Here is a 15208-nt window from a genome sequence, read left to right on the forward strand (position 1 = left end):
TCACGCGTGGTGCCGGAGCCGTTCGTTGAGTGCGGCACCGACATCGGGGCAGTGCTTCCGGACGGTGTCGAGGAAAGCGTGCAGCACCGGGGAGTGATCGCGGCCCGCGAAGGACAGCACGAGATCGGGCAGGGGCGTGCGCGGGGTGACGTCACAGAACCGCACCCCCGGGCGCGGGACCGCCCGCATGCGGGACGGCCCCAGCCCGACGCCCACGCCCGAGGCGGCGAGGCCGATGATCGTGTGCACGTCCCGCGCGACGGTCGCGCTGCCGAGAGCGGGTGAGTCCGCGCCCAGCAGGGTGCGCAGTCCGGCGACGACGGCCGGTTCGTCCCCGCCGGCCGACACGATCAGTGGCTGTTGCCGCAACTGGTCGGCCCTCACCGACCGTTGACCCGCGTACGGGTGCGACGTGCTCACCACAGCGATCACGTGGTCGCATCCGATCGGGACGGACACCAGACGCTCGGCTCCGGCGCCCCGCGGCGGGCCGAGGGTGAGGGCCACGTCCAGCTCCCCGGCGATGAGGGCCGAGCTGCTGCGGCTGGTCGCCATCTCGTGCAGTTCCAGTCTCACGTCGGGCCGCTCCCGGCCGAACCGGCTCAGGACGCCCGGCAGCGGGTCGAGCAGGGCCGAGGCGATGAAGCCGAGGCGCAGCCGCCCCGTCTCGCCGCGCGCGGCCCGGCCCGCGTCGACCGCGGCCGCCGCGATCTCGTCGAGCGCCCGGCGGGCCCGCGCGAGGAAGGCCTCACCGGCGGCGGTCGGGAACACCCCCTGACGTGTCCGGTCGAACAGCCGGGTCCCGACCTCGCGCTCCAGGTCGGCGATCTGCTTGGACAGTGGCGGCTGCGCGATGCCCAGGTGGGCGGCCGCCCGGCCGAAGTGTTCGTGCTCGGCGAGAGCAACCGCGTACCGCAGGTGTCGCGCTTCCATGGCTCGCCCTCCGTTCCGTCGGTCCCGTCGGCTTCGGCAAGACCTCAAAGATATCGCCAGGCCGCTTTCCAGATCTATGAATGGATGAGGCTGAGGTTCCTGCCTGGAATGGAGCCATGAAGAACACCTCTCCGAGCGGCACCGTCTTCGTTCTCGTGCACGGCGCCTGGCACAGCTCCGGACAGTGGGCGGCGACGCAGCGCGCGCTGGCAGGACTGGGCGCCGCGAGCGTCGCCGTCGACCTGCCGGGGCACGGCTTCGACGCACCCCTGCCCACCGGGTACCTGCTGCCCGGCCAGCCGGGCCTGCTGACCGAGAAGTCACGGCTCGCCTCCGTGACGATGGACGACTGCGCCGCGGCCGTACTGAGCGTCCTGCGCCAGGTGCGTCACCACCGCACCGTCGTGCTCGTCGCGCACAGCGCGGGCGGCGGTCCCGCGTCCCTGGCCGCGGAGCGGGCGCCCGAGCTGGTGGACCGGATCGTCTACCTGTCCGCGTTCGTCCCGGGCGGGCGGCCGCGGTTCTTCGACTACCTGGGCTCACCCGAGAACGCCGCCGCGCTGGGCCGGAACCTGAACCTCGGCGACCCCGAGGCCCTGGGCGCGGTGCGGATCAACCCGCTCTCACCGGATCCCGCCTACCTCGACGAACTGCGGGAAACCCACTACCACGACACCCCGCGGGAGCGCTTCGACCGGTGGCGGTCCGCGCTGAGCCCCGATCTGCCGCTGGCGATCCCGACCGCCCCGGTCACCCTGACCGCGGCACGGTGGGGACGAATTCCGCGCACCTTCCTGCGCTGCGCCGAGGACCGCGCGCTGGCCCCGGCCGCGCAGGACCTGATGATCGCGGAAGCCGACCGGGCCTTCCCCGGGAACCCGTTCACCGTGCGTACCCTGCCCGGCAGCCACAGCCCGTTCGCGGCCCGGCCGGGCGAGCTCGCCGCGGCCCTCGCCTCGTGAGCCGGCGTCGACCCGGGCGGGGTCGCCCGTCCCCGAGTCCGGGACGGCTCGCGGCCGACGGCGGCGGGCGGCTCGTCCTGCCGGTGGTGTTGTGCGCGACGTTCGTGCAGTTGCTCAACGTCACCGTCGCGCAGATCGCCGTCCCGGCGATCCGGGCCGACCTGGGGGCCGGCCCGGGCGCCGTGCAGCTGATCCTGGCCGGGTACACCCTGACGTACGCCTGCCTGCTCATCACGGCCGCGCGCCTCGGCGACCGGTACGGCTACCACCGGCTGTTCGTCCTGGGCACGCTCGTCTTCACGGCCGGTTCGGTGGCCGCCGCCTGTTCGCCCGATGCCGCGTGCCTGATCGCGGCCCGACTGGTCCAGGGCGCGTGCAGCGGGTTGGTGGCCCCCCAGGTGCTGTCGATCATCCAGGTCGCCGTCCCCGCGGCCCGGCGTCCGCGGGCGCTCGGCCTGTTCGGCGCCACGATGGGCGTCGCGTCGCTGGCCGGGCCGCTGATCGGCGGACTCCTCGTCGGCGCCGACCCGTTCCGCCTCGGCTGGCGCTCGGTGTTCCTGCTCACGGTGCCGGTGGCGCTCGTCCCGCTCGCGGGCGCGCGCGTGCTGCCCCGCACCGGGGGCGCGGCCGGACACCGCGTGGACGGGCTGGGCGTGTTGCTGACCACGGTGGGCTTCGGCGCGCTGGTGCTGCCGCTCGCGCTCGGAGGGGAAGTCGGCTGGCCCTGGTGGACGTGGGCCGCGCTGGCCGTCTCCGCGGCCGCCCTCGGCTGCTTCGCGCTGACGCTCCCGCACCGGCCGGATCCCCTGGTGGATCCGTCCCTGTTCCGGGACCGGAGGGCGCGTGCGGGCGTGCTGCTGGTGTTCGTGTTCAACTCCGGGGTGCCGTCCTTCACCTATCTGCTGTTCCTGCACCTGCAGTCGGCCATCGGGTACTCCGCCCTTACGGCCGCGCTGACGTCGGCCCCCTTCGCGGCCGCGGCCGTGCTGGGCAGCCGTGGCGCACCCGCGCTGGCCCGCCGACACGGGCCTGCCGTGCTCACGGTCTCGGCGCTGGTGCTGGCAGGGACGGCGCTGGCCCTCGCGCCGCTCATCGGCACGGCGGCCGGACGCCTGGCAGCGCTGCCGGTGCTGGCTCTCGGCGGCGCCGCGTTCGGCTCGTTCACCGCCTCGGTGTTCGCTCTGGTACTGGCGAGGGTGGACGGCTCCGCGGCCGGTTCGGTGTCCGGGCTGCTGCCCACGGCTCAGCAGTTGGGCGGGTCCATCGGGGTGGCTGCGGCCGGGCTCGTCTACTTCGCACCCGCGGCCGGAGCGGCCGTGGCGTTCCGGCACGCCATGATCTACGAGGCCGCCGTCTTCACCGTCACCGCGCTGCTCAGCCTCCGGATGCGCGACCGGAGCCGCCCGGCCGCGCCCCTGCCGGGTTCACGGCCGGCCAGGATCGGTGATCGTGGCCAGGTAGGCGAGCCAGTCCCCGTGGTGGGTGATGTCGGTTCCCGAGGCGGCGCTGTGCGGGTCGCACTGGAAGCCCAGGACCCAGGAGCCGTCGTCGAGTTGGATGCGGCCGAGCGACATGGGTGCGGGCAGTTCGGCGAGAAAGCGGCCGAGGGCGGCCGGTGAGAGGGTCCAGCGTTCGCCGGTGATCGCGCCGCCGCGGTCGGCGCCGACGCGGATCACGCCCGGTTTGGGAGGTTCGGTGGCGAGGGCGGTCAGCCGGTAGGCGGCGGCGGTCCGTACGTCGCCCGCGTAGCGCGCGCCGAGCCCGGTGAGCTGGTGGTTGAGCGGCTGGCCGTGCCGGTGGGCGCCGAAGACGGCGAGGTCGACTCCCGTGCCGGGGAGGGGAGCCCGGGCCCGGCCGGCGGATTCACCGGCTTCACCGAGGAGCCGGGCGGCGAGGTCGAGGCCGGTCTGGTCGTCGAAGGCGCGGGTGATGATGCTGATGCCGAAGGGGCTGCCGTCGGCCTCGCCGGCCGGAACGGCGACCGCGGCCAGGTCGAGCAGATTGACGAAGTTGGTGTAGGTGCCCAGTCGCTTGTTGATGCCGACCGGGTCGGCGCGGACCGCGGCGATGGTGGGGTGCTCGGTGGTGGTGGGCAGGAGCAGGGCGTCGAATCCGGCCAGCAGGCGGGCGGCGGCCGCCCTGAAGTGGTCGAGGCGTTCCTGGTCCGCGGCGAGGGCATGGGCGGGCAGGGTGCCTGCGGCGCTGATGATGCCGGCGACGACGGGGTCCGCGGCTTCGGGGTGGCGGGCGATGAACTCGCCGACGGCGGCGTGGCGTTCGGCGACCAGGGCCCCGTCGTAGAGCAGCCGGGCGCACTCCAGCAGTGGCGACACGTCGGTGACGACCGTCTCGGCTCCGGTGTCCCGGAGCCGGCCGGCCGCCGCGTGGAAGGCGGCTCGGGCTTCGTCGGACAGGGGTGCGAGGTCCTCGTCGCGGGGGAGGGCGACGCGGGGCCGTTGCGGTGCTGCCAGCCGTACGGCGTCGGGCCAGGTCCGGCTGCGCGGGTCGGCCGGGTCGGGACCGATCATGACGGTCAGCGCCTGTTGGGCCTCGGCGAGGGTGCGGGCGAAGACGGAGACGGAGTCGTAGGGACGGGCGGCGGGGACGACGCCGGTGTTGGGGACCAGGCCGAGGGTGGGCTTGATGCCGACGATGTCGTTGAACGCGGCCGGCACCCGGCCCGAGCCGGCCGTGTCCGTGCCGAGCGCGAAGTCCGCGATGCCCAGGGCCACGGCGACGGCGGAGCCGGAGCTGGAGCCCCCGGAGATCTTCTCGGGACGGCCCGCGCTGCGGACCGGTCCGTACGGGCTGCGGGTGCCGACGAGGCCGGTGGCGAACTGGTCCATGTTCGTCTTGCCGAGCACCAGCGCGCCGGCGTCCGTCAGCCGTTGCACGGCCGTGGCCGAGACCTCTGGCCGGTACGCGTAGGCGGGGCAGGCGGCGGTGGTGGGCAGGCCCGCGACGTCGATGTTGTCCTTGACGGCGAAGAGCCGGCCGGCCAGCGGCAGGACTGCTCCGGCCGCGACGCGGGCGTCGAGGGCGCGGGCCTCGGCCAGGACGTCCTCGTAGCGGCGCAGGGTGATCCAGATCTCCGGCCGTTCGGCCTTCTCGATGCGCGTGTAGGCGGCGGCGAGCCGCTCCTCGGCCGTCACGGGGCCGACGGGGGACCGGTTCATGCTGCTTCCTCTCGGAGGACGACGGCCAACGGGGTCCCGGCCTCGATCTGCTGGCCGGGGGAGACGAGGACGTCGGCGACGACGCCGTCGGCCGGGGCACGGACGACGACCTCCATCTTCATGGCCTCCAGCACGACGAGCGGCTGTCCGGCTTCGACGCGGGTACCGGGCGTGGCGGCCACCTTCCACACGCTGGAGCTGAGCGGGGCGTCGACCAGGCTGCCGCCGGGAGGCAGCGAGACGGGCCCGGGGGCCTCCACGGGGGCGGCCTCGGCCCGTTCGGCGAGTTCGCCCGCTGCTTCCCACGCCTGTCGTTCGGCGGCGAAGGCCGCGGCCTGGCGGGTGCGGAAGGCGGTGATGCTGTCGGCGTTCCAGCGCAGGAAGCGTTCGTGGTCGGCGAGCGAGAACGTGCCGGGCCTGATGTCGAGCTGTCCCCGTCCGGAGGCCAGGTCGGCCCGGATGTCGAGGAGTTCGGCGGGGGAGACGGGGTGCCAGACGATCCGGTCGAAGAAGCGCAGCAGCCAGGGGATGCCGTCCGCGAAGGAACGGCCGGGGCGCAGGCCGCCCCAGATGGGGACCGTGCGGCCGATGAGCTGGTAGCCGCCGGGGCTCTCCATGCCGTAGACGCAGAGGTAGGAGCCGCCGATGCCGACGCCCGCCTCGGCGGTCCAGGTGCGCGCCGGGTTGTACTTGGTGGTGACCAGCCGGTGGCGGGGGTCGAGCGGGGTGGCGGCGGGGGCGCCCAGGTAGACGTCGCCGAGGCCGAGGACGAGGTACTGGGCGTCGAAGACGATCCGGCGGACGTCGTCCACCGAGTCCAGACCGTTGATGCGGCGGATGAACTCGATGTTGGACGGGTTCCAGGGGGCGTCGTCGCGCACCGAGGTGAGGTAGCGGGAGATGGCCTCGTCCACGGTCGGGTCGTCCCACGACAGCGGGAGGTGGACCTCCCGGCTGGGCACGGTCAGTTCATCGGCGGCGGGGAGCTGGTCCTCGGCCTCCTGGAGGGCGCCGAGCAGCGTGCGCAGCGGGAGGGTGTCGGGGTCGGTGTGCAGGTGCAGGGAACGGACGCCGGGGGTGATGTCGACGAGGCCGGCGGGACGGTGGGCGGCGAGGTGCCGGGCCAGGGCGTGCACCCGCATCCGCAGGGCGAGGTCGAGGGCCATCGGGCCGTACTCGACGAGGATGTTGTCGTCCGCGCCGCGCCGGTAGACGACCTCGGGGGTGGTGCGGGTGGCGGGCCGCCGGGCGAGCACGCCCCGGTCGGGGTCCGGTCCCTCGGTGGGGAGGGTGAGCAGGGCCGGCGAGCGGCGCAGGTCGTCCGCGCGGGACTCGGTGACGGGGACGAAGCGCACGGTGTCGCCCGGGCGCAGCTGGCCGGTCTTCCAGCGTTCGGCGGCGACGACGGTGACCGGGCAGGCGAAGCCGCCGAGGCTGGGGCCGTCGGGGCCGAGGATCGCGGGGGTGTCCCCGGTGAGGTTGACGGCGCCGACGGAGTAGGCGGTGTCGTGGACGTTGGAGGGGTGCAGCCCGGCCTCGCCGCCGTCGGGGCGGGCCCACTCGGGCCGGGGGCCCACCAGCCGGACGCCGGTGCGGGCGGACTGGGCGGAGACCTTCCACTCGGCCGTGTACATCGTCTCCAGGCCGTGCGGGGTGAGGAAGTCGGGGGCGGGGTGCGGGCCCTCGCTGACCGCGATCCGCCAGTGGGTGGTGAAGTGCGGGCGTTCGGTGGACGGTACGGCGGCCGGTGCCGGCGATCCGGGGGCGGGCGCGAGGGGGCGGAGGACGTCGCCGGTGCGCAGGGCGCGTCCGGCGTGACCGCCGAAGCCACCGAGGGTGAAGGTGGCGGTGCTGCCGAGATAGCCGGGCAGGTCGAGGCCACCGCGGATGAGGACGTAGGTGCGCATGCCCGGGCCGTTCGAGGTTCCGACCTCCAGCAGGGCTCCGGCGGGCAGCTCGAAGGGCTTCCACTGGGCGGCGGGCGTGCCGTCGACGGTGACGTGGGCCGGGGCGCCGGTGATGCAGACGACTGCGGGCCGCGAGAAGCGCAGGGCCGGACCCTCCAAGGTGCACTCCAGGCCGGGGGCGCCCTCCGGGTTGCCGACGGCGGTGTTGCCCAGCCGGAAGGAGAGGTCGTCCATCGGGCCGCTGGGCGGGATGCCGACCTCCCAGTAGCCGGTGCGGCCGGGCCAGTCCTGGACGGTGGTGAGGGTGCCGCCGCGGACGACGTCGATGCGCGGGCGCGCGTCGGTGACGGACGCGAGGGTGCTCGTGGTGTGCCGGGCGGCCGTGACCTCCTCCGTGCGGCAGGCGGCGCGCAGGAGGCCGAGGTTGGTCTCCACGCCGTCGATCCGGGTCGCGTCCAGCGCCTCTGCCAGCTTTGCGAAGGCCTCGTCGCGGTCGCGTCCGGTGGCGATGATCTTGGCGAGCATCGGGTCGTAGGCGGTGGAGATCTCCTGACCGGTCTCGGCCCAGCCGTCCACCCGTACACCGCCGGGGAGTTGGACGTGGGTGAGCAGGCCGGCGCTCGGGCGGTGGTCCTGGCCCGGGTCCTCGGCGTAGACGCGCGCCTCGACGGCGTGCCCGCGCCTGGGCGGGCCGTCGGGGCCGATGCCGTCGAGGACGTCCTTGTCGCCGCGGGCCAGGCGCAGCATCCAGCCGACCAGGTCGACGCCGCTGATCTCCTCGGTGACCGGGTGCTCGACCTGGAGGCGGGTGTTGACCTCCAGGAAAGCCGCCTCCTCGCGTTCGGCGTCGTAGACGAACTCCACGGTGCCGGCCGAGCGGTAGCCGACTGCGCTGCACAACTCCCGTGCGTCCCGGTGCAGTTGCTCGCGCAGCGCGGGTGGGAGGCCGGGAGCGGGAGCCTCCTCCAGGACCTTCTGGTGACGGCGCTGGAGGGAGCAGTCCCGGTCGCCGAGGCTGACGACCCGGCCGGCGCCGTCGCCGAAGACCTGCACCTCGACGTGCCGGGCGCGGGAGACGTACCGCTCCAGGAAGACCCCGCCGTCGCCGAAGTTGCCCCGGGCGAGCCTGGTGACCTGGGCGTACGCCGCTCGCAGTTCCTCCGCGCCGGTGCAGGCCCGCATGCCGATGCCGCCTCCGCCGCCGGTCGCCTTCAGCATCACCGGGTAACCGATGTCCTCGGCGGCGCGCAGGGCCTCGGCCAGGTTCGAAAGGAGCCCGGTACCGGCCAGCAGCGGGACCCCGGCTGCCTCGGCCGCGGCGCGGGCAGTGTGCTTGGCGCCGAAGACCTCCAGTTGACGGGGCGTCGGGCCGACGAAGACCAGGCCCGCCGCCTCCACGTCGGCGGCGAACGCGGCGTTCTCGGAGAGGAAGCCGTACCCGGGATGGATCGCCCCGGCGCCCGTCTCGCGGGCAGCGGCCAGGACCAGGTCCGCTCGCAGGTAGCTCTCGGCGGCGGGCGCCGGGCCCAGGCGGACCGCCGTGTCGGCCATCCGCACGTGCGGTGCGGTGCGGTCGGCGTCGGAGTACACCGCCACGGTCCGCAGGCCGAGCGCGGACGCCGAGCGGAGTATGCGGCAGGCGATCTCGCCGCGGTTGGCGATCAGCAGGGTGTCGAACACGATGTCAGCTCCTCGGAAGGCGGGTCGTGCCGCGGGTGCTCGCCGGCGCCTCCCGCGGCGCCGGCGGCGAAGGGGTCACGCGGCGGGCAGGACGTGGTCGCCGACCTTGTCGGTGCTCAGGCACAGGGAGCAGACCGCCGCGTCGTGGGTGGCGCAGGCGGCCAGATCGGGCCGCTCGTAGGGCTGGTGGCACACGTGGCAGTCGAGGGCGACCGCGCTGGGGTTGCCGTCGGCGTCCAGGATCGGCTCGTCGATGCCGTCGTCGGTGCGGCGCAGGTAGTACTTGCCCTTGGTGGCGAGGGCCATCAGGGGCGTGAGGACGAAGGCGAGGACGGCGGCGGCGACGGGGGAGTACGGCTGGAGGGTGTCGCCGAGCGCGTGGAAGTACATGCCGATGGACAGGCCCGAGGCCGCCACGAAGGCGACCACGCCGACCGGGTTGACCGCGTACAGCATGCCCCGGCGGAACTCCGGCCGGAGCGGGGAGATCCTGAGCAGGTACTTGTTGACGCCGATGTCGGTGGCCACGGTGACGACCCAGGCGATGGCGCAGTTCGAGTAGAAGCCCAGGATGCTGTTGAGGAAGCTGAACATGTCGGCTTCCATCAGGGCCAGCGCGAAGCCCAGGTTGACCACCACGAAGACCGTGCGGCCCGGGTAGTGCCTGGTGACGCGGGTGAAGGAGTTCGTCCAGGCGAGGGAGCCGGAGTAGGCGTTGGTCACGTTGATCTTGATCTGGCTGATGACGACCAGGGCGAGCGCGAGCGGGACGACCATCCAGGACGGCATCATCGCGTCGAACGCGCCGCGGAACTGCTGGATCGGCTCGGTCGCGACGGACGGTCCGACCTCGGCGAGGACGTAGACGGCGAGGAAGACGCCGATGGCCTGCTTCAGCGCGCCGAGCAGGACCCAGCCCGGGCCGGCCATGACCACGGCGGTCCACCAACTGCGCTTGTTGGCCTCGGTCCTGGGCGGCATGAAGCGCAAGTAGTCGATCTGCTCGCCGATCTGCGCGATGAGGGACAGGCACACGCCCGCGCCGAGCAGCACCGACGCGGTGTTGATGCCGTCGCCGCCCCCACCGGCGTAACCGAGGAAGCGGTCGACCGTGCCGGGGTCCCGGGCGACCAGGTAGACGAGCGGGGCGACCATCAGCAGCAGCCAGACCGGGGTGGTCCACACCTGGAGCTTGCTGAGCGCCTTCATGCCGTGGATCACCAGCGGGAACACGATCAGTGTGGAGACCAAGTAGCCGAGCCACAGCGGGAGGTGGAGGCCCATCCGCAGGCCCTGGGCCATGATCGAGCCTTCGAGGGCGAAGAAGATGAAGGTGAAGCTGGCGAAGATGACGCTGGTGAGGACCGAGCCGTAGTAGCCGAAGCCGGAGCCGCGGGTGATGAGGTCGAGGTCGATGTTGTAGCGGGCGCCGTAGTAGGCGAGGGGGAAGCCGGTGACGAAGATGACCACGGCCGCGACGGCGATCGCGACCAGCGCGTTGCCGGTGCCGTGCGTGAGGCCGATGCCGGCGCCGATCGAGAAGTCGGCCATGTAGGCGATGCCGCCGAGAGCCGTGGTGGCCACGACCATGGGGGTCCAGCGACGGTAGCTGCGGGGCGCGAAACGGAGGGTGTAGTCCTCCAGCGTCTCCTTGGTCGCCTGACTTGTCGGGACGTGCGGTGTCGTCACCTGCTGCGGTGACCGGGCGGTGGTCATGGCGTGCCCTTCTGGAGTGCGGGCGGGGGAGGGAAGTACGGAGAGCGGTGGGCGCCTTCAGGGGCGGTCGGCGTGCAGCGCCATCTGCGTCATCGCGCGCTGGGCGCGTTGCAGCACCACGGCCATCGAGTCGCCGACGTGGGCGTGCAGGGCCCGGTAGCCCTCGCCGAGCCGGCCGTCCCGGACGAACTCCATGATCTCGATGTGTTCGGTGATGGTCGTCTCCACCCGGTCCTGGGTGAGGAAGTCGTACATCCGGACGCTGCGGATGCGCTCGCTGACCGTCACGAGGGCGTCGGTCAGCGCGGGATTGCCCGCAGCGCGGGAGAGTTCGGCGTGGAAGCGCTCGTCCCGGATGACGAAGCGCGGGTCACGCTCGGGCGGGTTCTCGCGCATGGCGTACCAGCGTTCCAACTCGGCCGCGATGATCGCCGGGTCGTGCCGGGCCGAGGGGTCCTCGATCACCCGGGCGATGCCCCGCAACTCCAGGGTGACCCGGAGCTCGTAAAGGTCCTTCAGCTGGTGCAGGTTGGGGATCGTGACGTAGAAGCCGCCGTCGCCACGCTCGATCAGACCGTCCGCCAGCAGCCGCGCCAGCGCCTCGCGCACGGGAGTCCGCGACACCCCGAACCGGGCGGCCAACCGCATCTCGGCCAGCCGCTCGCGCGGGCCGAACTCGCCGTCCAGCACGGCCGTGCGCAACTGCGCGTAGGTCGTCTCGCGGAGCGAGGTCGCGGGCGTCGGACCCGGATCCGGCGTCGTGTCCGGCGGCGTATACAGCATCGAATCCATGACCGGATACGCTAGGAACCGCTTGTTTCCCGGAGAGTTCACCTGTCGTGAACGCATCGTTTCCAGGACCTCGCCGCCGACCGCCGGGCCGAGGCCCAGGCGGCCCGCCAGATCGTGCTGCCTGTCCCGGGGCGGCCGCGGCCGCCGCGGCGGTACGCCCGCGGCCACCCGCAGAACGATCGCTGCTCAATGCGAATCAGCGCCATCCGGGCCCGACAGCATGCCGTGGCCATGCCCAGCTCACCTGATTCGCCCGGCACGCCAGCCAGATCCTGGTGGCGGCGGTCGACCGCCATGACACCGGACGCGCTGTCCCCCCGCGGGGCAATCGTCCTGCGCCGGGTGGACGGGGCGCGGGCGTTCGCCCTGCGGGCGTGGCATCCGCGCACCACCTGCGGGTGCAGGCCCGGCTGCTGACGGAACGGCGCCGGGCGCTGCCGCCCGTCCTGCCGGACCTGGCTCGCCTGGAGGTGACGGTCCGCGGCGCGGGACCGGGCGAGCTCCCGGTGACGGGTCGGGTCGCCGAGCTGGCCCTGGGACGCCGTCCCGGCGCCGCCGGGCGCCTTGCGGTGGCGGCGGTCCCGGCGCTGCGGATGACGCTCGGTACCGGCGTCGCGGGAGGGCTGGTGCTGGCCCTGGGACTCGGGCACGGCTACTGGGCGGCGATCTCGGCGGCGGCGCTCCACTCGGTGAACCTGCGCACGACCGCGCAGCGCGCCGCCCAGCGGACCCTCGGCACGCTCGCCGGACTGCTGATCGCCCTCGCGGTCCTCGCGGCGGGTCCGGGCCCGATGGTGCTCGCCGTGGTGATCGTGCTGCTGGAGTTCCTGCTGGAGTACGTCGTGCTGTGCGCCGTCTTGGTGACGCCGTTGGCGCTGCTGATGAGCGACCTGGCCGCCCCCACCTCGGCCGAGGGACTGATCCTCGACCGCGGCCTGGGCAGCCTGCTCGGCACCGGCGTCGGGCTGCTGTGCGCGCTGCTGGTGGTCCACGACCGGGCCGCCCGACGGGTGGAGCGGGCCCTGGCCGGCTGCCGCGACGCCTCGGACCGCGCGGAGCACTCCCTCGGGGCCGGTGCCCTCTCCCGTCACACCGCCCAGGTCAGCTTGGCGGCGGCCGTGGTGGAACTGCGCGAGGCCGACGACGCGGCGGCGGGCGAACTGCTGCAGTCCGGCGTCGACCCGGCCGTCCTCGCCGCCGAGGAGCAGCGCGCCTACCTCCTGCTGGACCGCCTGCTCCACGGCGGCTGACCGCGGGGGCGCCTCATGCCGAGCGGGCGGGCTCCGCACGGTCGGGCGGGGTGGAGACCGCTCCGGAGCGCACCACGGTGACCTTGAGGTGCTTCATGATGGGCTGGTCGCTCTGGGTGCTGTAGTCGCCGATCGCGCAGAGCACGTTCATCTCGGGCATGTAGCCGGCCGCGCAGCCACGCGGGATGTCGTAGGGAATGGCGAGGTAGCCCGACAGCGAACGGGTGGAGCCGTCGCGGGCGGTGGCGGTGATGTCCACGGGGTCGAACTCCGTGAGGCCGCGCTCGCGCATGTCGTCGCCGTTCATGAAGACCAGCGTGCGCAGGTTCTTGACGCCCCGGTAGCGGTCGTTGTCCGAGTAGATGGTGGTGTTCCACTGGTCGTGCGAGCGCATCGTGCCGAGCGCGAGCGTGCCCGGGGCCGGGACGACGTCCGGCAGCGGCGCGGCGGAGAACTCGGCCTTGCCGGAAGGGGTGAGGAACACCAGCTCGCGGGCCGGCTGCTTGATGCGGAAGCCGAGGGGCAGTCGCACGCGGCGGTTGAAGTCCTCGAAGCCGTCCAGGACTTGGGCCATGGTGTCGCGGATGCGGTCGTAGTCCTCGACGTACCACTCCCACGGCGTGCCGCTGTCCGGCAGCGCGGCCCGCGCCAGGCCCGCGATGATGGCGGGCTCGGAGAGCAGGTGCGGCGATCCGGCGCGCTTCATCCCGCGGGACAGGTGCACCATGCTCATCGAGTCCTCGACGGAGGTCGCCTGCTCGCCGCCGCGCTGCACGTCCTTCTCGGTGCGGCCCAGGCACGGCAGGATCAGCGCCTGCCGCCCGTGCACCAGGTGACTGCGGTTCAGCTTGGTGCTGACGTGCACGGTGAGCTCGCAGTTGCGCAGGCCGGCGAAGGTGTACGGGGTGTCCGGCGCGGCGAGCGCGAAGTTGCCGCCCATCCCGACGAAGACCTTGATCTCGCCCCGGTGCATGGCCTCGATCGTGGCCACGGTGTCCTTGCCGTGCTCGCGCGGCGGCTCGATCCGGCAGACCTCGCCGAGCCGGTCCAGGAACTCGTCGGTGGGCCGGTGGTCGATGCCGCACGTGCGGTTGCCCTGGACATTGCTGTGCCCGCGGACCGGAGACGGCCCCGCGCCCTCGCGGCCCAGATTGCCGCGCAGCAGCAGCAGGTTGACGATCTCGCGGACGGTGTCCACGCCGTGCTCGTGCTGGGTGACGCCGAGGCACCAGCTGACGATGCTGCGGTCGGCTTCGCGGTAGACCCGGGCGGCGTTGAGGATCTCCGTGCGTTCTACGCCGGACTGGCGCTCGATCTCCTCCCACGGCGTGGCCTCGCACACCTCCCGGTACTCCTCGAAGCCGTGCGTGTGGCGGTCGATGAACAGCTGGTCCAGCGCCCCGGCGTCGCTCCGGGACTGCTCCAGGATCGCCTTGGCCATGCCGCGCAGCAGCGCCAGGTCGCCGCCGATGCGCGGCTGGATGTTCAACGTTCCGGTCCTGGTCGACTTGTTCAGCGCCATGTCGACGAAGTCGTGCGGGATGATCGTGCGGCGGGCGGCGGCCTCGACGAGCGGGTTGATGTGCACGATCTGCGCGCCGCGCTTGTGCGCCTCCGCGAGGGCGGTCAGCATCCGCGGCGCGTTGGAGGCCGCGTTGACGCCCATGATGAACAGGGCGTCGGTGCTCTCCCAGTCCTTGAGGTCCACGGTGCCCTTGCCGGTGCCGAGGGAGGCCTGCATGGCGCGGCCGCTGGCCTCGTGGCACATGTTCGAGCAGTCGGGCAGGTTGTTGGTGCCCAGTTCACGGGCCATCAGCTGGTAGAGGAAGGTGGCCTCGTTGCCCAGGCGCCCGGAGGTGTAGAACGACGCCTGGTTCGGGTCGTCCAGGCCCCGCAGCGCGCGGCCGACCAGCTCGAACGCGTCCTTCCAGCCGATCGGCACGTAGTGGTCGGTGGCCGGGTCGTAGACCATCGGCTCGGTCAGCCGGCCCTGGTCCTCCAGCGCGAACTCGCTCCACCCCTCCAGCTCGGCCACGGTGTGCGCGGCGAAGAACGCGCGGTCGACCCGCTTCCTGGTCATCTCCCAGGTGACGTGCTTGATGCCGTTCTCGCACAGGTCGAGCTTGAGACCCTTGATGTCGTCCGGCCACGCGCAGCCGGGGCAGTCGAAGCCGCCGTTCTCGTGGTTCATCTTCATGATCGCGCGCGGCCCGTCGACGTACTCCCCTTCACGCAGCAGGAACTTCGTCACGCTCTTCGCGGCGCCCCAGCCCGCGGCCGGGTGACGGTAGGGCTGAAAACTGGGAGGTGCGGTGGGCGCGGCCCCCACGCGGGGCTCCAGGTCGGCCTTGGGGTCGTCGGAGGGGTTCACGGCACTCACACCTTCCACCGATCGGCGCGGCGGCGCCGAGTTCCTCCTCAGGCTAGGACGCTTGATCACGGCGTGCCAGGAGGCTCTCCCGCCGCCACGGCCCGGGCCCGGGCCGACGGTCGACCCGGTCCCGAACCCCTGCGGCCTTGGCCTGCCAGGGCAGCTCGGCAGAACGGGAGGCCCGGTTTGCGGGTGCCTGGAGATGGGGTTTGAGTGGGTGGTGTCCTCCGCCATCCGGAGCAGTCATGGCCAGGTCCTTCGGCTCGGCGTGCGATCGATACCTCGCGTCGACGGCGGTGGACAGCGGGCCGAGGACGGCGGGGGTGTGCGAGCCGGACACCGCGCACCCGCGGCACGCCCGAGGGCGGGCGCACCCCCGAAGACCGCATCGCCGACGGCCGGGACACCGGTGACGGAAGGC

At 73.1% G+C, this 15208-nt stretch carries 8 protein-coding genes and 1 pseudogene; 3 read left to right on the top strand and 6 right to left on the bottom strand.

Going from position 1 to position 15208, the window contains the following annotated elements; translation table 11 throughout:
• Nucleotides 1–933, bottom strand: a complete 933-nt coding sequence (locus BX266_RS34770) for a LysR family transcriptional regulator (protein WP_099906539.1) — start codon at nt 931–933, stop codon at nt 1–3.
• Between the two features lie 116 nt (nt 934–1049).
• Here BX266_RS34770 and BX266_RS34775 point away from each other — a divergent pair, with 116 nt between their 5' ends.
• A complete protein-coding gene (locus tag BX266_RS34775) occupies nt 1050–1895 on the top strand; it encodes an alpha/beta hydrolase (RefSeq protein ID WP_099906541.1) in 846 nt (281 codons plus the stop codon).
• 86 nt (nt 1896–1981) lie between these two features.
• Nucleotides 1982–3151, top strand: a pseudogene (locus BX266_RS34780) (MFS transporter); the annotation flags it as partial.
• Nucleotides 3152–3319: 168 nt separating this feature from the next.
• Here BX266_RS34780 and atzF read toward each other — a convergent pair.
• The 4 genes from atzF to BX266_RS34800 all read right to left on the bottom strand — a co-directional run bounded on the left by atzF (nt 3320) and on the right by BX266_RS34800 (nt 11166).
• On the bottom strand, nt 3320–5071 hold the full coding sequence (gene atzF / locus BX266_RS34785; RefSeq protein ID WP_099906543.1) for an allophanate hydrolase: 1752 nt from the start codon (nt 5069–5071) through the stop codon (nt 3320–3322).
• On the bottom strand, nt 5068–8658 hold the full coding sequence (gene uca, locus BX266_RS34790) for an urea carboxylase (protein WP_099906545.1): 3591 nt from the start codon (nt 8656–8658) through the stop codon (nt 5068–5070). Before uca ends, atzF begins: the two co-directional genes overlap by 4 nt.
• Before the next feature lie 75 nt (nt 8659–8733).
• Nucleotides 8734–10374 (bottom strand): cytosine permease, encoded by a 1641-nt coding sequence (locus tag BX266_RS34795; RefSeq protein WP_099906547.1) that lies wholly within the window; start codon nt 10372–10374, stop codon nt 8734–8736.
• A 57-nt stretch (nt 10375–10431) separates the two neighbouring features.
• Nucleotides 10432–11166 (bottom strand): GntR family transcriptional regulator, encoded by a 735-nt coding sequence (locus BX266_RS34800; RefSeq protein ID WP_099906549.1) that lies wholly within the window; start codon nt 11164–11166, stop codon nt 10432–10434.
• Nucleotides 11167–11540: 374 nt separating this feature from the next.
• Here BX266_RS34800 and BX266_RS34805 point away from each other — a divergent pair, with 374 nt between their 5' ends.
• Entirely contained in the window at nt 11541–12416 is an 876-nt protein-coding gene (locus BX266_RS34805) for an FUSC family protein (RefSeq protein ID WP_310794826.1), read from the top strand.
• 13 nt (nt 12417–12429) lie between these two features.
• On the opposite strand, the gene BX266_RS34810 is transcribed toward BX266_RS34805, so the two are convergent.
• Nucleotides 12430–14757, bottom strand: a complete 2328-nt coding sequence (locus BX266_RS34810; RefSeq protein ID WP_180290861.1) for an FdhF/YdeP family oxidoreductase — start codon at nt 14755–14757, stop codon at nt 12430–12432.
• Nucleotides 14758–15208: the final 451 nt, after the last annotated feature.

The organism is Streptomyces sp. TLI_171 (genome assembly GCF_003610255.1).
Lineage (GTDB): Bacteria > Actinomycetota > Actinomycetes > Streptomycetales > Streptomycetaceae > Kitasatospora.